Genomic DNA, 19,346 nt, shown 5'->3' on the forward strand with positions numbered 1-19,346 from the left:
TGTCTGATTTTTGTTTTATCCATTATTTTTTAGATTATGACTAGTCTGATTAGTAAACATATTAAAAACCGAACAATACCAGTGGCTGCCTGCATGCTAATGAGCATGGCAGCTGCTGCTCAAACGGTTTCAAGTGGCTCCCTCATCACATTGCCAACCAGTGGTAGCAGTCTTACCATCCCCGCGGGTCAGGTAGCGAACTATAAAAGCGCGATTGGCATTGAAATGAACCCGGAGGTGACAATTGAACAGGGGGCAGAGGTCACTTTTGAAGTGGGTAGCGTTACTGTAAATGGTCCCGGAAACTGGCGCCTGACCAGGGCCTTTGGACTCAATAACGCTGTGGGCGCAGAAGTAAGGTCATTTTATGACGACCGGGGAGTAATGTTACAATACCAGAAACGTGATATGGTAAGCGGCAATGTACTGGCCAGCCAGATAATTTATGATTATCTGGGCAGACCAGTACTCACCACCCTGATGGCTCCCACGTTGAAGAATACACTGGAATACCAAAGTGACTTTGTACAAAATGCAGCCGGCACTCCGTATACAGCCGCCAATTTCGATCTCGCCAAAATGAATACACCGGATGCGCTGGGCAATACAAATCCAGGTACCCTTGGATGGTATTACAGTAACAATAACTCACAGGAACCTTATGTGGGAGCTACCGGGTACCCCTATACGATGACCGACTATTACAATGATGGAAGTAATGAAATACGAAAAAGCGGTGGTATCGGTGAACAGTTAAAAATGGGCAGTGGTCATGAAGCCAGAACTTTTAACTCAAGGGTGGTAAATGAACTAGACCACTACCTTGCAGTAAGAAATAAGTTTTTTGCCACCACCCAAATGGGAGAGTTGCCAGGAGCACTGGGATATCCGGCAACTATCAGTTATAATAAGAATAAAAACGGACAGGAAACAGTGGTGATATCAGATGGTAGCGGACATGTGCTGATGAGTGCACAACCAGGAACCGGACTCACTGTTAACAATTACTATGGATTCGATAGTCCCAACTATTTCTTCCGGATTTTCACGCCTACTGTTATCGATTATGGAGGGACCTATCAGTTCACCGTCTATGATATGAATACAGAGCAGCCTGTGAGTTTATCTCCCAACGGGACTTTACCTGCCGGCTATTATAAAATGGTTAAAGGAGCATTCACGGGTAGCAATAACATGGGATTAGCACCTTACATCCGTTACGCTACCAGCTTTAGCAAAATCAATTATAGTTTTTATAATCAGCATGGTCAACTGGTTGCATTTATACCTGTAGAAGGGGTAAATAAACTACTGGGCACTGGTATAAACAACTATGCCAACAAGTCTGACATTCCCTACATTTCAACCAGAGAATATAATCAGGCTGGGTTGCTGAGCGCAGTGACAGACAAAGAAAGCGGACGCATTGAATTTACCTATCGTAAGGATGGCAACATTCGTTTTTCGCAAAATGCGCAACAGCGTGCATCTGGTAAATATTCCTATATTAATTACGATAAGGTAGCTCGTAATATTGAAAGTGGCGAATTTACTCCATCTGCCGGAGGCATTTCATTTAGCCCTACCGGCATGTCCAATCTGGAAAGCACAGCTACAGATGGGGGACTGGGTGCTGGCACAAAATCAGACTGGACCCGCAGGACATACGATGTGGCAGTGGCTACGGGTGTTGCAGGGTATACACAGGATGATTATACTTTAGCCAGAGGTATATCATATTCTGAGAACAGCTCAGGTTCCAAAACATGGTATAATTATAATGATCAGGAAACGGTTGTCTGGATGGTACAGTATATCCCAGGCCTGGGGTATAAAACGATCGATTATACCTACGACGAAATGGGAAATCTGACTAAAAGGGTTTTCCAGAAAAATACACCGGCAGAAACCTTTGCACAATTCTTTGACTACGATCAGAATTTACGCCTGAAAGCTGTGTATGCTGCTACTTCTGATAATGCTGCTGCTAAAACCCTTCAGGCTAAATACATTTATTATCTCCATGGTCCGCTCAAGCGTGTGGAACTGGGAAGTAATGTCCAGGGCATCGATTTTAGCTATACAGCTGCAGGATCTCTGAAAGCGATCAACAACGCCAACCGGGACCAGGATCCGGGCAAGGATGGTATTACCGGTACCAATGCAGGTTTTGCAAAGGATGCTTTTGGGATGAATATAGATTATTACAATCAGGATTACTCCAGGAATAACAGCAACATTGGAAACATCCCTGTGGATAACGGTCTGGCGCCAGATCAATTTGGTGGTAATATCAAGTCTCTCAACTGGCACTCCCGTAAACCAGCCAGTGTAATAGCTGTTCTGGGTGCTGGCATTGAAAACCCCAGCATGTATGCCTATAGTTATGATAACCAGAGCCAGTTGACCAGCGCTACCTGGGGAACACCTGTTTTTGGTGCTTCTCCCTCTTTTACCGCAAGTACAGCTTTTGCTGAAAAAGTGCCCGGTTATGATAACAACGGCAATATCACCAGTTTACAACGTACAGATGGTACAGGGAATAGCGGAGATAATCTTATTTACTCCTATATCCCCAATACCAACCAGGTACAGAGTATTAGCAACAATGGTGCTTCATACCGGAACTATACCTATGATGTTTTGGGACGTTTAACTTCCGAATCAGTAAACGGCGGACCAACAAGATATATCAAGTATAATATAGCGGGTCGGGTACTGGGAGTATATGGAGATGCCGCATTTACACAGCCCAAAGTAACCTTTACTTATAATGAACAGGGGCAACGGATTGCAAAAAATGATGCGATCAATAATACCACCACCTATTATGTTAATGATGGTTCCGGTAATAATATTGCTACTTACATCCAGTCTGCCACAGGCGCTCCTGCACTGGCTGAGCTTCCACTGTTAGCGGGCAGCCGTTTTGGTCTGTTCAGAAAAGCAAGTGGGATATATGAATATGAATTGACAGATCACCTGGGCAACGTCAGAGCTGTAATTGATGGTAATAAAACCATTAAACAATATGGTGATTATTATCCATTTGGAAGCATTGCCAGAAATGGAGGCTCCAGCGATTACCGTTATGGATACCAGGGACAGAACAGTGAAGCCGATCCTGAAACCGGATGGCAGTCATTCAGTCTCCGTATGTATGATAGTAAAACAGGACGTTGGTTGTCACCTGATCCTAAAAGGCAATATGCATCTCCGTATTTAGGTATGGGAAATAATCCGGTAAACGGGGTAGACAAAGATGGTGGTGCTTTCTGGAATTTTTGGGAAAAAGCTAACGTAAGGCAAGCCAGAGAATTTGCCCAAAGGACTAATTCAACCTTTGACAAATGGAAAGGACAGGATAAAAAAACATGGGCTTCTGCACAGGCATGGGTCCCTGAACTGGAGGGACAATTTGCCGTCGTGTTTGCTCCGGGGTCTAACCACTATGATTGGCTTAGAGCTGTTGGCGTACCGGTTTATACCGCTGAGCTGATGACCAAAAGTGGCTTTCAATATGTCAGAGAACTGGCAGTGATAGGGGATGCCTGGGCACGTGGAAGCGGCGAATACTACAGAGACGGACAAGCTCCGGATATAATGAAAGCATTATTGGGCGCCAATCCCTTGTTCGGGATTCCCAATAATATCACCGGTATGCATATTTCTGCTGACCATACAGATTTCATGGGAAATAAGTACGAAAAAACATCTGATTATGTTTGGGGTTGGATTGGAGTAGCTTCCGGTATAGGGTCTTCAACAGCAACAGAATTGATTGGTTATGGTGCTAAGGGCTTAGGTTACGCGTCACAAGCAGCAAAGCTGGCGGCTGTTAGCGACAAATTGCTTAAATATGATATAACAGTAACTATTGGATTAGGACTGAAAGATGCCTTTTATCCCTCTATCCAGGAATACATAGACCGACCACCTGCTACACCTTCGCCAATATATCAACCTGGAAATTAAATTCCCGAAGGTTTTGAGCATCAAAAAATCGAAGAAGCTGTTTTGACCAACTATTAACACCCAGATCAAAGGTCCGTTAGTAGAAAATATTATCAACAAAAAAGAGGCTGCCTGCAAAACAATAGCAGGCAGCCTCTTTCTCTTTTAAGTTCCAGAGAAAATAAAATGATGATGAATATTCCGGTGAAGATTTATTATTTCATTTATCTGAGTATTAAAATAAACCGCTTATAAACATCTTGTAGAGCCCGCTCCAGACTGGGCGTGTCATAATTTTCAGTACTTTGAGATAGTTAAATCATAGATAATCCATCATGAAAAAAGTATTCATTGTATTAGCCTGCTTCCTTTTCATATCGGAAACATATGCCCAGGAGGCTAGCCAACAACAATATGATACTTTGAAAGACTCCATCGTAGCGCAATTCAGCCGTAGTGACTACCATGCCATATATTCCCTGATGGACCCTTCTTATTTTAAAATTGAAGAGCCGGCATTTGTTTCTTTTTTAAAAAATATCAAATCCAACAGTGGGGAAATTGTACAGACGAAGTTCCTGGCAGACTCTGTCTTCGAGGGTAGCAACTCCGGAAGAGCCAGATATTATCTCGCCGAATTTCAACTCAGATCACTGTTAATGGTGCTTGAAGCCACGCCTCATGGTAAGATCAGCCTCTTTGCCCTGATTCACTATGAATATCCTCCAATAACAGCCACCGCTGATATACCTTCCAGCAACCCGCTCAGCAGCCCGCTGGACCGCATGGTAGACAGCGCAGCCAGAGAATATTTTCAGCATCAGTACGCAACAGGACTTTCTATCGGAATCATTAAAAACGGGCAACGGTATGTTTATCATTACGGTACAACATCGAAGGCAAAACCACAACTGCCGGCCAATAAAACACTATATGAAATAGGCTCCATTACCAAAACATTTACAGGCACCATCCTCGCACATGCCGTGCTGGAAAACAAAGTGCGTTTATCCGACGATATCCGGAAATATTTAGATGGTTCCTTTCCCAATCTGGAATACAACGGACATCCGATCACGCTGAAAGACCTGGCCAATCACACCTCCCGCATTCCAACCGTTCCGGATGACCTGTTTTCACAAAGGGGTGTTAACCTTCTCGCACCATGGAATGATTACAATGAAAAAATGTTCTGGGAAGCATTGCATCGGGTAAAACCAGATACCATCTCAGGATATAAATTTCAATATTCTAACCTCGGCATGTCTTTACTGGGGCACATTTTAGCCAGGGTTTACAAACAACCCTACGAGAAACTGGTAGAAAAATATATTACCCAACCCATGAAAATGGGTGGCACCACTGTACTACCCCTGAAAGATAAAAACGAGCTCCTGGCTTTAAAGTATAGCTCCAATGGTTATCTTCTTCCTTACTGGCACCAGCAGGCCTTTCTGCCTGCCGGAATCGGTATGGTTTCCAATATAGACGATATGCTTAATTACCTGAGCTATCAGATTGCAGACAGCGACCCTACCATACAGCTGACGCACCAACCTACCTCCGAAAATGTCGGGCTGTCCTGGGGAATAGGCAATCCCGGAACTCCCTACAAACTATATGAACATAGTGGCGGCACCTATGGCTTTACCACTATTATCAGAGCTTTCCCGGAAGCAAAGGCTGGTATCGTCATCTTAACGAATACTGATGTAGATATCATGCAACTTACACGTCGCATTTCACGGTATATTATCAATTAACCACGATTCCTCAATAGTATTTGGCATCTGCCAGGAACTTCACTACAGCTGCCTGGTCTGAATAATTTAAAGTGATAATGTCTTTTATCGCTTTGCTTTTATTTTTAGCATGTTGATAATATGACTTACTGATAGTATAACCCATAAAATACCCTAAATCGCCCATCGTCTTTGTAGTGGCGCCATTATACAGCCAGTTGGAAAAATCTTCACCCATCATTTCCTTTTTGAACTGTTGCTTCAACTCCGCCTCGTGTTCTCTTCCATATCTGAGATAAGCGTTCTTCAGTTGCTCTTTGAGAACAAGCTCAGTAATAAAGTCACAAGCCCCTTCACAAATGGCTTGTCCCAGCAGTATCTTAGCTTCTGTTTTCTGCTGCGTGTGTACGTACTCGTGAATAACTACCGGGATAATATTATCCGACTCCTGCGACTGGAAGAAGTTGTACAATCGTTTATCCGGAAACTCCGATACATCTGTACTTTTATTACCCATGGTGATTTCCGAACCAATTAACACCAGCGAATCCTTTGTGGTGCCGGCAACCCGAATGGCGGTTATAGTGAAAAATATTTTTGCGGCACGAAGTTCCGGATATAAAACCTTAAACTCTTTAATATGCTTCTCAATAGCAGGTAAATTACGCTCTATGGTTAACGTATTGGGCCTTATCGATCTCCAGAACTTAGGATACTTATTGATCGCCTCCACCAGTTTGACCGCATCAAATCTTCTAAGCTCCATAAACCTTTTCAAGCCTTCGGTTCCTTTATCGATATACAATTCCTTCATTACCTCTACCTGCTTTTCTTTCTCTTTGATAGTTTGTATGCTATCAAAAGCAATCCAGAAATTGTCAATATCAGTAGTAAAGGCATGGGGTGTCTCCTGTCCGGATACACGCACAGCGCTTGTAAACAATAAAATGAATGCAATCAGATATACAGGAATGTTCTTTCTCATAAGCTAATAATGATTGTTGGCTATCTTTTGGTTGTGACAGGCCCTATTGACACAGGGGAGGTAGATACTGATTTATGATGCTATATCGAACGAAAGAAAAAGGTCCGCATTGCTGCGGACCAGTCTTGTTCTGTTTCCCGCCGGCACATACTAAAAGCTATGCCTTAGCTGCCCACATAACAAAATGGATCAGGTACGGGAAAAAATGAAGTGTTGTGGAATTAATAACAGGGACTGTCATTATTCGCAAGTGAATGTCGGCAGACAGCCTGAGAATGAAGGAATACAGTCAATACAGGTTACCTCCGCAATGGTGGCACATTTCGCGCTTACACCAATTCCACCTTTAACAGCTGCCTGAGCGCTGGCATTTAAAGGAGCAACTGTCATTTTTTTCAAGGTGATTTTTTTGGCGTTGTTCAGTGTCTGTTTTTTCATACGGGGATTTTTAGGAAACAAATAAAAAATGTGGAATAACATGAAGATAAAAATTATTTATCATGTTTCTTATTCCTTCTCTGAAAAATTTATGCAGTTTATTTCGTCCGCCATTTCGCAGGAATAAACTTCCGTATTACTTCCAGCAAGACTAACAGCAATACATTTATAATAGCAATATCCAGAAAGCGGTATTTAAATGTCCAGCGTAATGGTGTTTTTCCTTTATCCATTTTTATTAAATAATTCATCAACACCTCCACTGACTCAAAAGCAATGAAAAAAGATACCATAAAAAGGAGAGAGGTGATTAACAGATTTAAGAAGATGTTTCTGGTAACAAAAAAATAAGCATAAAACAGCGACAGAAAATACAATACCCAGAGTGTAGTACCGTAATATGGATTAGTATCCAATAGCCAGACTTCTGTTTTATGCATTGTAACAAAGGACATCAGTATATATGTCCAGGTGGCTAGTAACAGCAGATTGATAGCGATAACTTTGGGCTTCATGGTCAGGCTTAAAATTAAATAAAAAAGGCAATCATTTCTGATTGCCTTTTCTTTTTTCGCTTCTCCAATCAAATAGTTGTCTAGTCCCATGGTGGGCGTTCCGGCTCAAACGACCGGCTGATATTCGAGGATAAGAACCCCGTTATCGACCGCACGAGCGTATTTCAGCGCGAAGTTCTTTAATTCCAGGTTGTCATCGAAAAGCCGTAACCCGCCGCCGATCGTGACAGGATATACCATCAGCCGCAACTCGTCAACGAGATTGTGGTGAAGCAGTGACTTAACGAGGGTAGCACTCCCATAGACGAGGATATCACCACCATCGGTATGTTTCAGCGCAGCAACATCTTTAGCCACGTTGCGAAGAATATGACTATTGTTCCACTCCACCTTTTGCAGGCCCCGGGATACAACATATTTCGGCAGCTGGTTAATACGTTCGGCGAACCCGCCGCCCGTCTGCCCCGGCCAGTACCCGGCGAACAATTCAAACGTATTTCTGCCCAACAGCAAGGTATCCACGGCAGCAAGTTCATCTACCTTGTACTTCCCGGTTTCCGGATCCTGATTCCTATATTTAAACTGCCAGCCGCCATGGGGATGAGAGGTTTCATCACCGCCAGGCGCCTCGATTACACCATCAAGGGTGATGAATTCGGTAACGATAATTTTCCGCATGATCTTTTTCTGTAAAACTAACGGATAAGATTTCAGCATAAGGGGGGAGAACAAGACATTCTATAGGGGAAATGCGAAATTTTATTTAAAGCATCTTTAATGCTGATCGCTACAATACCAGAGTAGATAAAACAAAAAGGTCCGCATTTCTGCAGACCTTTCTTTTCTTTCGCTCCCCCTGCTTTACGGATTTCGAACCAGTTTCATGAGGATTTGAAGCGGATCTATGAACTGGAGCCGGTTCTAGCATCTTACACAACCAGAATATATTAGACTGGTAGGGCAAAAATTATGTTCCCTAACGTTACTTGAAACATATAATAATGGGACATTCTATATGTCCAATGGTCTGAAATAATTAGTTTTATACTATTCTAGACCATCCCTTTCCCTGTGCGTACTCGAATTATTTTAAAATGGAAAAGTCAACAATACTGGGGGGATGCAGGGGGCTAGTCCCTGGCTGGGGGCATAGGTTGGGGGCTGGGTCTCACACAGGAATCATATAAGAAAAATTCATACAAAAATCTAAACGGAGTTATTTTCTTATTTCCGCAACCTCAGAAACTCCATAAAATGCAACTAAACCTTTCAACACACTCATGCGTTATCTATTTCTTTATCACAAACGTTTCCCACCCATCATAGGTACCATCATACTCTTTTACCTTTCTTCGCAGCTGTAAGGTTATTTTCGAAATAGTTGGAAGATCTACATTATCCACCCTTGATAAATGTAACTGGTAAGGAAAATCTGATCTTGCAGAAAGCTTTTTGTCTTCTATTTTATAACGCTGTTGCTGCGCATAACTGATAAATCGGTTCCTGCCTGCTTCTGTTTTAAAATACAACCAATGGTCCACCTGCCGGGGCTTCGTCAGCTTGTCTCCATTCTGGGACAGTGGTATCACAACTTTCTGGTTTTTGATATACTCAAATGTTTCTTCATTGGGATACAGGAATTTCAGGTAACTGTTCCACTTAGGGTCAGATCTCGTCTCTATCATACATTCACGGGTCGGCTGGTATTTTTTGGCAGCAGCTGTCAATGCCTGTCGTAAGGCAACCGTATCTTTCACATAATAATAATCCGTTCTCCAGCATTGAATGGTAAACGTTCCCACAGCCTTGAATGGGCCATGCACGGCAAATACCGCTTTCAGTTTATCCGACATCAGGTATAAACCATCCCATTCATTTTCCATTGGGAATCCATCCTGGTTACAACGATTAATCTTCACAGATATTTTCACCAGGAAAGGATATTGAACGATGGGCGCATCTGCCAGTAAAGACATGTTAACAATAGTTGATCCAACACCATCATCATATTGTGCAGTATAAGTTTCCCAGTGATCTTCGACAGTTTGGGCGAACAATGGGATAGAGAAAAGGAGTACAACAATTAAAAGAATATATTTCATTAGGCTACAGGGATTTCGCGCAAGACAAATAGTGGTATAAAATAAAAAAGCACTTACAAAATATTGTAAGTGCTTTTTTGCTCCCCCTGCTGGACTTGAACCAGCGACCCTCTGATTAACAGTCTAGAATGCCAAGCTATATCTTTTATTAATAATTAACTGATAATCAATAATAAAAGAAACAAAAACATTTATAATCCATTCATTTATAATAAGGTGATACCCAAAATGTGACCCAAAGTAATTAAATAATAATTTTTTGAATGTATTTAGGAGCGAGTGAAGCAATACAAATTTTCGAATTATGAGTATTTGTCCATAAAGGCATTTATTTCCTTAACAGCAATCTTTGCCATTCTCAATACCCCCTCCCTCTCAGCACTGCTAAGATAATTTTTATATGGAAGTTTGGCTGGCTTGACTGTATCTCTCATTTTTCGATAAAATGTAGGGTTGCTCCAGTTACATTCCTCTAAGACCAGATGCATGAATCTTGCAGGTAGCTTTGAAAAGGTTGCATGAATCTCAAAAAGCATGTTGTTTTTATCCATTGTGAATAAATTTAATTAATACCTATTTATAGATCAGTTAATTCATCGAATAGGGATTTTAATACACTATTGCGTGAATTATCTCCTGATATGGCTGTTATTCCCCAGAAATGGCACCCTTCACAATTGAGTAATACCTGCCCAAAGGAAACCAGCTCTTTAGCCAGCCAGAAGGGGACATACAGCCAGTGGTAGACATACCTTTCATGAAATACAGCCTTTTCCAATAATGCCAGGTCTGTTTCAAGTGTCCTGATCTCTTGTTGCAGTGTTCCAAGCTCAGACCAGGCAAGGTGTTCATGTTGTTTGGCTTGTTTGTCTTTAATCACAGATTCATAGTCTGCAATGATTTCTTCCAGAAGTGATTTTGTGCCAACCAGCTCCCCATTAGAAAGAGTAACAGAAAAACCAGTGCTGTTTTGTATCAGGTAATCCCTCTGTGGGTTACTAGTGGGCTTCAGAATGCTGTCTACCAGACTGGTTTGATCTATTAGCAAGGCTGTTCGTAGAAACTCCTGATATTTCTGTATTTGTTTGTTTTCCATTTTTGTGTTTGATATGATGAAACAAAATGGCCAGTAATTCAAAGCTGAACTACTAGCCATTATTTAAGACTGACAGCTGGTTTATAGCTGCCTTGCAATATGAAAATACCTGTATTTATAAGGCTATCTATTAAAGATGGAAATAAGCATGTCCTGAATCGATAATTGTTAATCAGAATTTAGCGGAGATAATGTCATTTTTCTTTTTTTAACAATAAAAAAACCACCTGAAAACTATCAGGTGGCTTGTGACTAACATATATGCCTTTACCTTACTGTGGCAGCTTTACACCCTTGAGTGCTTTATTAGCAGCTGCTTGTTTTTCAGGGGCAATTTTCTTCAGGTCAATTCCTGACTTTTTATCATCTATAATCAGGTTGACTTCTTGACGAAATAGGCTGCTTTTGTATTTTATGATTTTTTTTGCCATAACAGTAAATTTAAATTTTTCTTTTGATTAAAAGACCTGTAACAGGTATGTTTTTTTGAAAGGGAATAATGCCTGTATCAGTTTGACAATATATTTCAAACTTCAAGACCAATTCTTCAAAATTCAATCCTATAGCCATTCTATATAGCCTTGTCCTTTCCTGTGTGCTCCCTGTAAAGAAAATATATCTATTGGGATATTTATTTAAGTAAATTTCGACAGCATATGCAACAGTGGCTAATATCTTATTTCTATCACCATTATCACTTATAGAATAATCATTGATCTCTCCATCAACATTTATATCACCAAAGACCAGGTTATAAACATCAGGATATTCAGTTGGAACAAATACAATTCTCTTTGGTATTAAGCCTTTGGAGCCAAAACTAATGAATTCAAATATGCTATACATATCCCTTATGTACAGGTCTTTGTACACCTCATATTTCATAAATTTTGATTAATGAATAAAATAAAAATGGGCTACCTGGACAGGCAACCCTTACATATATTATTGGAACTGAAAAGGCCAGATTAGATAATCCAGCCTGTATTTACTAACTCTATGCTTATAAAAAATTAATTTAAAAACCAGCTATGATACTGATTATCCAAAGCATGTTTTATTTGTTCTGTGAATTGAAAAGCATTTACAGACCTGTCGAGAAAGCTGTCAATATAGCTGCTTTTATTTGCCCCAGTAAACAGGTTGTAGAATCTCCATAAGTTGATGCTTCCATCATCATTTCTACAGAAGGATTCGTCTTTGTAATAATCCCTGCATACAGTACTAATCATGGTATCACCAAATAAAAGTGCAGGAATTTCTGATTTCATTTGGGATGGCAGATAGTTATACAGCTTGCACCTGCCAATCAATTGAACAAACTGTCTTTCTGTTAAATTGTAATTGGTGAAGTTTTTCAGGGCTGTCAAGTGCTGGTGTGAATTATACTCCTGAAATAATTGATAGATGGATATTTTAAGCTGATCAATACTTTTTACTTTCAGATCACCCACAAAGCCATCTGACCAGACACACATGTTAGTACAAACCTTATTCTGGAAGCCAATAAACACTTTAAAGTGTTCATCAGTGCCTTTTTTGTTGTATAGATTGTCCTGGTTATATGCCTTTACCCCACCAACATTTAAAGTGAGCTGATTACCACCTATTGTAGCTGTAATTGTAGGAACTTCTATTATAAAAGCCATCCTTTCGTAATACAGGGTCTTTTCATGTTCTAAAAGCTCCTTTGCTGGCTTATCTTTGGCATCTGGTATTCTGCCCTTAATAGGATGGCTTAATCTAATATTGGGGCTTAAAATAGCGTCCCCTTTAAAAATATCAGTTACAGCCTGATTTGTAACATCTATAAAGTCACAATGAGAAATGAGAGGTTCATTGTCTTTTGCAAAGGCTGGTATGGTGTGATTTGCCCTGATTTCTGTTAGACTAAATCCTTCAGTATTAGCCTGCATGAATGGCTTGTCTGTGGATACTTCTTCGTATTCCAGATAAGTATGGTTTGTAGGTCTGTTTAAAACTGCTACTGTATTCATGTTATTAATGGGTTTTAGATTTGATTAAAAGGAATGAAAAAAGGCAATCCATTTACAGGACTGCCTTTCACCTGATTGGATTATTTTTTTAATAGAAGTAGATGAACCTATCTTTCATATTCATACCTGTGATGCATGGTAATTACTTCGCCAGTAGCAGGAATAGTGTATTCCCATGCAGCACATTCTTTCTTTACAATAGAGCCAGGTATTTCCCTGCCTACTATTAGTTTGGCTGTAGCTTCATCAATTCTGGTAGGAATTTTACACTTTTTTACATCTGCATAGAACTTACCTGACTTTTCAGATATAAGCATTTCAAGTTCTCCTATCAGTTCAAGGCAGATATAAGGGTTGCCATCTGCTGACTGATTGAAAAAATAACTTTTTACTGTTACCATTGGGCTATAGATTTTAATGAGTTAAAAATTTGTTTGTGAAAAAGCAGGGGGGACACCCTGATCCTGCAATTGAGGAAGGGTGAAGGAATTGGGGTGCTCATTATTTAAATACTTATACGAGGAAAAAATTTTCAGTCTAAAATTTTTTTTTGGAATTTTTTTTTTGATTTTACAGTATATAAGAGGAAAAGCAGGCATTTCAGTATGCTTAACAGCGTTGAAATATGTAGCTGCTTTAAAGTCTGTATATCATTGGTATTTACCCATATACTAAAATATGTGTATATTTATTCAACAGTGATTTTCTATGACCTTAAAAGAACTACTCCATAAATTTAAAGATCAGCGCATTACCTATGCCCAATACCTATCTACAGATGAATGGAGGGTAAAAGCTGCTGAAATAACAAAACGAGATAAATTTTGCTGTACTGTTTGTGGGAAGGCAGAAACAGTCTCCATCCCAGGTGCAAAATCAGGTGAGGTTAATCATGGATGGTTTGAAGATGGGGAAATAGCTTATTATGGAGAAGGAAGGTATTCAATTGACCCAAAAGTAGTTTTTGCAGATAAACACTACCATTTAGAAGTCCATCATAAAAGGTATATCAGGAATAGGCTTCCTTGGGAATATAGTAATGATGATCTAGTTACCTTCTGTAACCACTGTCATTCTGAATTTCACCTGAATAATAGGGTACCAGTATATAGTGAGGACGAATTAACTGAGTTGGATTATAAAATCTGCGAAAGATGTAATGGTTATGGCTATTTACCTGAATATATGCATGTCCAAAATGGTGTTTGTTTTTCATGCAATGGGGAGAGATACATGCAGTCTTTGATTAAGTAAGAGATTTCATTTGATGGATAAATTTTAAGAATAGTTATATAGTCTTGATAAGTTGGTGTGCTTCACTTCCTAAATAATGTCCATAACATTTATGCCCCATCCCAACCTGATTTTTTATGATTATGTCATGTATTAATAAAAGATTTGCCATTTTGATTCTGGGGAAATTTTTATGAAAAAACCAGTATTATGGCTCCTTTTATAACATTTATGCCTTTGATATTTTCTTCTGGGAAAGTATATATTGCTGAAAATTTTTCCTAAATATGAAAAGAATCCTATTGATTTCTGCTGTATCACTTTCATTATTTGCATGTAAAAAAGATGATAAGGATAATCCAACGTCTAAAAGTAAAAATACTTTTACCTATACTACTGGTGGTAAGACATATACTGTAAATGAAGGTAAAAGGATCACTATGATTGAATCTACTTTTATTGATGCTTCTATCAATAAATCTGCAAATTTCACCACATTTAATCTTGCTGTTGAAGGAGAAAGTATTCCTATTGAAATAGGTCTAATGATTGATGGTCCTTTATCTGGCCTTGGTACTTATACTGATGTAGTTAATGGGTGGGTAAAGGAAAAGTACTCTGGTGGTATGGGTTATACTATAAATGCTGCTACTGTGAATGTTACAGAAGCATCTCCCAATAAGATTACTGGCACCTACCAATTCTCCCTTAAAAATGCTTCTGGTAATAAGACCACTACTGGTACTTTTAACATCACTCAACCTGCACAATAATTAATTTCTTTAATATTTATAATTATGCTAAAACTATACTACCAAATTCAGCATTTGAAAATATTAGTTGAGGTGCCTAAGAAAGATGAGACTACAGCTATTATTTTTATTGATAGACCTTTACCCTCAAGTGGATATTTATCTGAAGCAATATTTAAGCAAGAGATTAACATCGATGAATTAAAATCTGATCTAAGTCAACTTCTTCCAAAAAAATTGGATGACAATGTACATGAAGAATTGACTCAGCTGCTTGTTGGGCTAGTTGGAGAGCATTGTGGGCGATTTGGAAGGATTCTGCCTAATGATCTTATGACATATATAGCTGAACAGTTTTTGATAATAGAAGCTATGCATATAGCTAGTGGATTTCCACTGTTAACTAAGAAACAGAAGCAAACAACATTTGCTGATACATATAATTTCATTTTGGGAATACTTCCTCCTAACCTAAGGGTTGGACATAATTATATGAATGCGTAATTTTTTGTTTAGCTAAGAAATAGTCAGAATTTTTATATATGGGGTACAAAATTTACTTCTATCCTTATAGGGGGCTGGTAATAAATTCTGTACCTTTTATGATAAAGTAGGGAGTAATCTTCATTAACATTTATTTTCTAGTCTAAATGGTAATACATTCTATTTTCTCCTTTAAAAGCAAAATAGTTCATTTGGTCGATGTAATTTGGCACTTTGTATAATGGCGTAGTAATGCTCACCTCTTGTTCTATTAATGGCAGTTTGGAAATATACCTCCATGCTTCTTCTGTGTTTTCTGGAATTATTGCGCCCACAAATTCATGATCTATATTGTATTTTATTAATTTCAGTTTGATCACAACCAAATAGAAAGTGACAGTTTTATTAACCTTAAATGAATAAATACCTTCATCTTGTATATAGTTTCTGTCTAAAAAATAGATGCCATACTTCTTAGAAGGATGATTCTGCTGGCCTGCAATAATTTCTCTCATTCTTTCACCTGTAGGTGAAAATACAAAATCATACCCCCATGTAGAAAAGCATTGCATGAAGGCTGTTTTTAGAATTGCTCTACAAAAAATTGCATCTTCAGGAGGTTTTTTTAATCGTAGTGTAAAGGTCGTGTTATCTGAACTATTGGCTTCAATAGCTTTCGCTATAAATTCAATAACCCTCTTATTATTTTTGGGAACTATGAATTGAATTTGATTTTTGCTAATCAACCTTGTATGAATGCTTACGAATCCTGGAAGTCCTTCTAGTGTTAATGTCGCTGGGTATTCAATGATAGAGCTTCCATTTGCAAGTGCTTTCGAATATAAGTACTTTTCAATCGAATGATCAATTGAACCACCAAAATCATTGTTGCACTGCTTGCAAATCATCATTGTAGTGCTGCCTCCTACACTTTTAGGAGGATAATGATCCTTTGTAAATTCATAAATTAAGCCATGTTCGTTCGTGAAGGAATTAAAATCTTCGTCTCTATATACAACTCTCTTTGCACAAAGAGGGCATATATATAACTTATTGAAATTTTTAAACCTATAAATTTCTTTTCCATCGTCTGTTCCCCATCCATACTTAGGCTCCAAATAACCTAGTGATACAAGGGAGGGGCTATACTTCTGGATATGAGATTCAATATATTCCTTTTTTAGGGGCATTTTTTACTATTGAAAGTTAATTCCTGCTTTGTTTGCTTTCACAATAAGGTAATTAATAAATGCACTGCATGATATAAGCATAAACTTTGCATCTTCAAAGTCACAGCTGGGTGTATCCATCATGCCATGTCTTACACCACCTTCATCACTAGTATAGTTATAAATATTTTTGAATCCTTGTTCTAATTGAGCATGAATTTTAATTTTCCCTTTAATTCGATCAATTGCGCTATTGAGAGTGTCTTTGGGTCTTGTTGAAATTACTTTACATATAGATTCAACAGCTGAAATGGATTCTTTTATTGAATTTCTATAGTCTGGGGTTATTTTGTCTGATAATTTCTCCAATGCAGATCTTAAATGAATATTGCATCCATTTAGGGTAGAAAAGATTTCAGTATTTTCTATGGCATTATTTAACTCGCTAATCTCATGTTTGTTAGTGATGGGTGCAATGATGCCTTGAATAAATCTATATCCAGAGAATTCCCTTTCCAAAATCTCATTGAATGAATTTTCTACATTTTGAGGAACTTTGAAAAAGTTAATTCCAACTAAGTATGAATATGATTCTTGAATGAGATCAAATGTTTCATACCACTCACCTTCATAAAATCTCTTTTTCAAAGAATAATAAAGTTTATAATAATCACTAGGAGCAGAGTCAATCGTTAATTTAAAAAAATTATGCCACAGATGATTGGCAAATAGTTCTCCTATTCCAGATAAACTATTTGATCCATGATTACTTCCTGATATAAGGTTATATATACATACATTGTATATATTCCAAAGACCATTTTTTAAATCATCATCTAGCGTGGTAAGTTGAAGTTCTTTTTGGGACTGAGTTATTCCTATCCTCTCACTAAATTTCATAAATCATTGGTTGTATACCAAATATAGGAAATTCTGAATTAGGTGTCTAAACTAGTGTCATTATTCCACCTAATAAAGAGAAAGAACAAAGTTTTTTATGAGGCACTGTAATTCAGGTAAAACTTTCACCAACATCTATGAATCCTTAGTGCTAATATTAACCCTACCTATGGCCTGTCTATAATCCTAACAAGGTATAAATGTTAGTTAAGGTTTAAACATAAAATAGGGAGGAACTGGTCTGATTTTGGTCAGGCAGTCATTTCCCTATACATTTTTTGACTGCCTGAATTGACTATCAGGATATAAATGTTAGTAAAGAGAGGTAGCATATAAACACTACCTCTCTTAATATTTTCAGTCAGTCCATTATTTACTAAGGAAACGACTGGCTGACTACTATTTTAGCCAATTCTTCAAGGTTGTAAGCCCTGGAATAACCTCGCCAAACTGTTCTTTAAGTTTGCCATGTACTTTTTCGTATGAAACCCCTTCCTTTCTCAATTTTGAGGCTACCTTCATTATATCTTCTTTGCCTGTTTTAATATTATCAAAGCCCAATGAAGTAGCTAATACAGCATCTGTACTTAGTGTAAAAAGCATATTATTTTCGTTGAGTTCGAGCCTAAAGGATTTCGCCTTCATGCTGTCTTTCGTATAATTACCTTTGGTAATCGTCATTAGTCTTTTGTTACCTGCTTCCCTTCTAAGTTCAATAACAGTCCTCATTTTAGCTTCTATACCTTGTGAACCAAGAAGATTATTTTTCGAGGGGTTTTTCTCTTCTGATCTCTTGCCCTGATGATGGACAAACATAAAGGCACAATTATGCTTTTGGGATAGCCAACTGTATTGCTCAAAATTGGCTCTGACTTTGTTTGTTTGGTTAATATCTCCTCCAAACACATCTGCCCAATTATCGAGTATTACCAAATCTGTTTTTGTTTTGGTTAATACCTTATCCAATTCCTTCAAATGTCCATCAGTTTTGAAGATGAAGTAAATATTGTCTAATACTTCATCTGGCGCTGTACTTGGGTATTGTTTATTAAGTAATGCTGATATAGCTTGATAGTCATCTTCTGTGGATATGTAGATACACTTACCATATATAGATGTTAGTTTAAATCCCAAAAAAGATTCCTTTCGTGAAGCTATATCTATTGCTAGCTGTCTTAATAAAGTACTTTTGTTACAATCGCTAGCACCTGTTAAACAGGTTAGTCCTGTTGTGGGAATTAAACCTTCCAATAAGAATGGCACCTCTTGTATTTTCATATTATATAGCTGTCTGGCAGTGTAAGCTCCTTTGTAGCTGATACCCATCTCAGGAGGGTTACTACTTTTTTTTACTGCTACTGATTTATTTTCTATTGCAATCATTTTGTCGATATTTTAATTTTCAGGAAGCCCTAAGCCCATACTATTAAAGGGCTTAGGACTGATTGTTTTTTTTACTGGATTGGTTTTAAAATCTCTCCTGTAAGAAGAGGCTCAATTCTCTATGAGCTTTTGCAGCCTTACCTATATAAACTTGGTGATATATAATTTTACCAAAAGAGTACTCCCTTGCTATTTCTTTTTCTGAATCAAAGTATATTTCATTCGCTGCTCCATTGGAAACTATAGTTTTTAGGCTATGTAATAGGTACTCTTCTGGAATTAATACAACGCAGTTAGCCTTTGGCTCATCAACTAAAAAAGTGAAATCACCAGCTTCCTGTATCTCTATATTACCTGTATTATAATCAGTTACAATCATGTCTGATTCAGAAAATTTTTCTTCAATAGTATTAGCAGCTATGGCGATGGTATTATTTATAGTGTTCATTTTTTGGATGTTTTAGTATTTAAAATTGATTTATGCGTAAAAGGATTTGTACTGATTTTTTGTGGCGGTGATCTTATTTCCCTTTGTATCATATCTTATTGTTTTGTTCGATACAAAGGTGTCAAATAGCACAAAGTCCTTTAGTCCTG

Annotated in this window: 20 protein-coding genes; 5 read left to right on the forward strand and 15 right to left on the reverse strand. The window is 38.2% G+C overall.

The window, feature by feature from the left end; all coding sequences use genetic code 11:
• Positions 1–36 precede the first annotated feature (36 nt).
• Both DF182_RS12395 and DF182_RS12400 read left to right on the forward strand, forming a co-directional pair.
• The gene (locus DF182_RS12395) at positions 37–3,975 is read left to right on the forward strand and encodes an RHS repeat domain-containing protein (RefSeq protein WP_113615922.1); all 3,939 of its coding nucleotides are present in this window, start codon (positions 37–39) and stop codon (positions 3,973–3,975) included.
• A 314-nt stretch (positions 3,976–4,289) separates the two neighbouring features.
• A complete protein-coding gene (locus tag DF182_RS12400; RefSeq protein ID WP_113615923.1) occupies positions 4,290–5,717 on the forward strand; it encodes a serine hydrolase domain-containing protein in 1,428 nt (475 codons plus the stop codon).
• Between the two features lie 10 nt (positions 5,718–5,727).
• Here DF182_RS12400 and DF182_RS12405 read toward each other — a convergent pair whose 3' ends face one another.
• The 11 genes from DF182_RS12405 to DF182_RS12450 all read right to left on the reverse strand — a co-directional run bounded on the left by DF182_RS12405 (position 5,728) and on the right by DF182_RS12450 (position 13,230).
• Entirely contained in the window at positions 5,728–6,681 is a 954-nt protein-coding gene (locus DF182_RS12405; RefSeq protein WP_113615924.1) for a gliding motility protein GldB-related protein, read from the reverse strand.
• A gap of 240 nt (positions 6,682–6,921) precedes the next feature.
• Complete coding sequence (locus tag DF182_RS12410; protein WP_147243426.1) at positions 6,922–7,119, reverse strand: class I lanthipeptide; 198 nt, start codon at positions 7,117–7,119, stop codon at positions 6,922–6,924.
• Between the two features lie 98 nt (positions 7,120–7,217).
• On the reverse strand, positions 7,218–7,634 hold the full coding sequence (locus DF182_RS12415) for a hypothetical protein (protein ID WP_113615926.1): 417 nt from the start codon (positions 7,632–7,634) through the stop codon (positions 7,218–7,220).
• Positions 7,635–7,739: 105 nt separating this feature from the next.
• Entirely contained in the window at positions 7,740–8,312 is a 573-nt protein-coding gene (locus DF182_RS12420; protein WP_113616869.1) for a dihydrofolate reductase family protein, read from the reverse strand.
• A gap of 611 nt (positions 8,313–8,923) precedes the next feature.
• The gene (locus DF182_RS12425; protein ID WP_113615927.1) at positions 8,924–9,736 is read right to left on the reverse strand and encodes a DUF695 domain-containing protein; all 813 of its coding nucleotides are present in this window, start codon (positions 9,734–9,736) and stop codon (positions 8,924–8,926) included.
• 302 nt (positions 9,737–10,038) lie between these two features.
• The gene (locus DF182_RS12430) at positions 10,039–10,287 is read right to left on the reverse strand and encodes a hypothetical protein (protein ID WP_113615928.1); all 249 of its coding nucleotides are present in this window, start codon (positions 10,285–10,287) and stop codon (positions 10,039–10,041) included.
• Positions 10,288–10,313: 26 nt separating this feature from the next.
• A complete protein-coding gene (locus tag DF182_RS12435) occupies positions 10,314–10,832 on the reverse strand; it encodes a hypothetical protein (RefSeq protein WP_113615929.1) in 519 nt (172 codons plus the stop codon).
• A gap of 272 nt (positions 10,833–11,104) precedes the next feature.
• A complete protein-coding gene (locus DF182_RS32320; RefSeq protein WP_153260003.1) occupies positions 11,105–11,263 on the reverse strand; it encodes a hypothetical protein in 159 nt (52 codons plus the stop codon).
• A gap of 10 nt (positions 11,264–11,273) precedes the next feature.
• Positions 11,274–11,717: a DUF6934 family protein gene (locus DF182_RS12440; protein WP_113615930.1), complete on the reverse strand. Its 444-nt coding sequence runs from the start codon at positions 11,715–11,717 to the stop codon at positions 11,274–11,276.
• Between the two features lie 128 nt (positions 11,718–11,845).
• On the reverse strand, positions 11,846–12,829 hold the full coding sequence (locus DF182_RS12445; protein WP_113615931.1) for a DUF3871 family protein: 984 nt from the start codon (positions 12,827–12,829) through the stop codon (positions 11,846–11,848).
• 107 nt (positions 12,830–12,936) lie between these two features.
• The gene (locus DF182_RS12450; RefSeq protein ID WP_113615932.1) at positions 12,937–13,230 is read right to left on the reverse strand and encodes a hypothetical protein; all 294 of its coding nucleotides are present in this window, start codon (positions 13,228–13,230) and stop codon (positions 12,937–12,939) included.
• Between the two features lie 307 nt (positions 13,231–13,537).
• On the opposite strand from DF182_RS12450, the gene DF182_RS12455 reads away from it, so the two are divergent.
• The 3 genes from DF182_RS12455 to DF182_RS12465 all read left to right on the forward strand — a co-directional run bounded on the left by DF182_RS12455 (position 13,538) and on the right by DF182_RS12465 (position 15,318).
• Entirely contained in the window at positions 13,538–14,083 is a 546-nt protein-coding gene (locus tag DF182_RS12455; protein WP_113615933.1) for a hypothetical protein, read from the forward strand.
• 266 nt (positions 14,084–14,349) lie between these two features.
• Positions 14,350–14,835: a hypothetical protein gene (locus DF182_RS12460; protein ID WP_113615934.1), complete on the forward strand. Its 486-nt coding sequence runs from the start codon at positions 14,350–14,352 to the stop codon at positions 14,833–14,835.
• Between the two features lie 24 nt (positions 14,836–14,859).
• Positions 14,860–15,318, forward strand: a complete 459-nt coding sequence (locus tag DF182_RS12465; protein WP_113615935.1) for a hypothetical protein — start codon at positions 14,860–14,862, stop codon at positions 15,316–15,318.
• A gap of 137 nt (positions 15,319–15,455) precedes the next feature.
• Here DF182_RS12465 and DF182_RS12470 read toward each other — a convergent pair whose 3' ends face one another.
• The 4 genes from DF182_RS12470 to DF182_RS12485 all read right to left on the reverse strand — a co-directional run bounded on the left by DF182_RS12470 (position 15,456) and on the right by DF182_RS12485 (position 19,197).
• Entirely contained in the window at positions 15,456–16,487 is a 1,032-nt protein-coding gene (locus DF182_RS12470; RefSeq protein ID WP_113615936.1) for an HNH endonuclease, read from the reverse strand.
• Positions 16,488–16,493: 6 nt separating this feature from the next.
• Positions 16,494–17,366: an AbiJ-NTD4 domain-containing protein gene (locus DF182_RS12475; protein WP_113615937.1), complete on the reverse strand. Its 873-nt coding sequence runs from the start codon at positions 17,364–17,366 to the stop codon at positions 16,494–16,496.
• A 399-nt stretch (positions 17,367–17,765) separates the two neighbouring features.
• Positions 17,766–18,749 (reverse strand): AAA family ATPase, encoded by a 984-nt coding sequence (locus DF182_RS12480; protein ID WP_113615938.1) that lies wholly within the window; start codon positions 18,747–18,749, stop codon positions 17,766–17,768.
• 85 nt (positions 18,750–18,834) lie between these two features.
• Entirely contained in the window at positions 18,835–19,197 is a 363-nt protein-coding gene (locus DF182_RS12485; RefSeq protein WP_113615939.1) for a hypothetical protein, read from the reverse strand.
• Positions 19,198–19,346 lie beyond the last annotated feature (149 nt).

The sequence above is a fragment of the Chitinophaga flava genome (genome assembly GCF_003308995.1).
Lineage (GTDB): Bacteria > Bacteroidota > Bacteroidia > Chitinophagales > Chitinophagaceae > Chitinophaga > Chitinophaga flava.

Excerpts from the sequence above, each read along its gene's own strand:
- DF182_RS12440 (WP_113615930.1), bottom strand. The coding sequence starts at position 11,717 with ATGAAATATGAGGTGTACAAAGACCTGTACATAAGGGATATGTATAGC.
- DF182_RS12425 (WP_113615927.1), bottom strand. The coding sequence starts at position 9,736 with ATGAAATATATTCTTTTAATTGTTGTACTCCTTTTCTCTATCCCATTG.
- DF182_RS12450 (WP_113615932.1), bottom strand. The coding sequence starts at position 13,230 with ATGGTAACAGTAAAAAGTTATTTTTTCAATCAGTCAGCAGATGGCAAC.
- DF182_RS32320 (WP_153260003.1), bottom strand. The coding sequence starts at position 11,263 with ATGGCAAAAAAAATCATAAAATACAAAAGCAGCCTATTTCGTCAAGAA.
- DF182_RS12455 (WP_113615933.1), top strand. The coding sequence starts at position 13,538 with ATGACCTTAAAAGAACTACTCCATAAATTTAAAGATCAGCGCATTACC.
- DF182_RS12420 (WP_113616869.1), bottom strand. The coding sequence starts at position 8,312 with ATGCGGAAAATTATCGTTACCGAATTCATCACCCTTGATGGTGTAATC.
- DF182_RS12395 (WP_113615922.1), top strand. The coding sequence starts at position 37 with ATGACTAGTCTGATTAGTAAACATATTAAAAACCGAACAATACCAGTG.
- DF182_RS12460 (WP_113615934.1), top strand. The coding sequence starts at position 14,350 with ATGAAAAGAATCCTATTGATTTCTGCTGTATCACTTTCATTATTTGCA.
- DF182_RS12465 (WP_113615935.1), top strand. The coding sequence starts at position 14,860 with ATGCTAAAACTATACTACCAAATTCAGCATTTGAAAATATTAGTTGAG.
- DF182_RS12445 (WP_113615931.1), bottom strand. The coding sequence starts at position 12,829 with ATGAATACAGTAGCAGTTTTAAACAGACCTACAAACCATACTTATCTG.
- DF182_RS12485 (WP_113615939.1), bottom strand. The coding sequence starts at position 19,197 with ATGAACACTATAAATAATACCATCGCCATAGCTGCTAATACTATTGAA.
- DF182_RS12405 (WP_113615924.1), bottom strand. The coding sequence starts at position 6,681 with ATGAGAAAGAACATTCCTGTATATCTGATTGCATTCATTTTATTGTTT.
- DF182_RS12475 (WP_113615937.1), bottom strand. The coding sequence starts at position 17,366 with ATGAAATTTAGTGAGAGGATAGGAATAACTCAGTCCCAAAAAGAACTT.
- DF182_RS12430 (WP_113615928.1), bottom strand. The coding sequence starts at position 10,287 with ATGGATAAAAACAACATGCTTTTTGAGATTCATGCAACCTTTTCAAAG.
- DF182_RS12435 (WP_113615929.1), bottom strand. The coding sequence starts at position 10,832 with ATGGAAAACAAACAAATACAGAAATATCAGGAGTTTCTACGAACAGCC.
- DF182_RS12480 (WP_113615938.1), bottom strand. The coding sequence starts at position 18,749 with ATGATTGCAATAGAAAATAAATCAGTAGCAGTAAAAAAAAGTAGTAAC.
- DF182_RS12410 (WP_147243426.1), bottom strand. The coding sequence starts at position 7,119 with ATGAAAAAACAGACACTGAACAACGCCAAAAAAATCACCTTGAAAAAA.
- DF182_RS12400 (WP_113615923.1), top strand. The coding sequence starts at position 4,290 with ATGAAAAAAGTATTCATTGTATTAGCCTGCTTCCTTTTCATATCGGAA.
- DF182_RS12470 (WP_113615936.1), bottom strand. The coding sequence starts at position 16,487 with ATGCCCCTAAAAAAGGAATATATTGAATCTCATATCCAGAAGTATAGC.
- DF182_RS12415 (WP_113615926.1), bottom strand. The coding sequence starts at position 7,634 with ATGAAGCCCAAAGTTATCGCTATCAATCTGCTGTTACTAGCCACCTGG.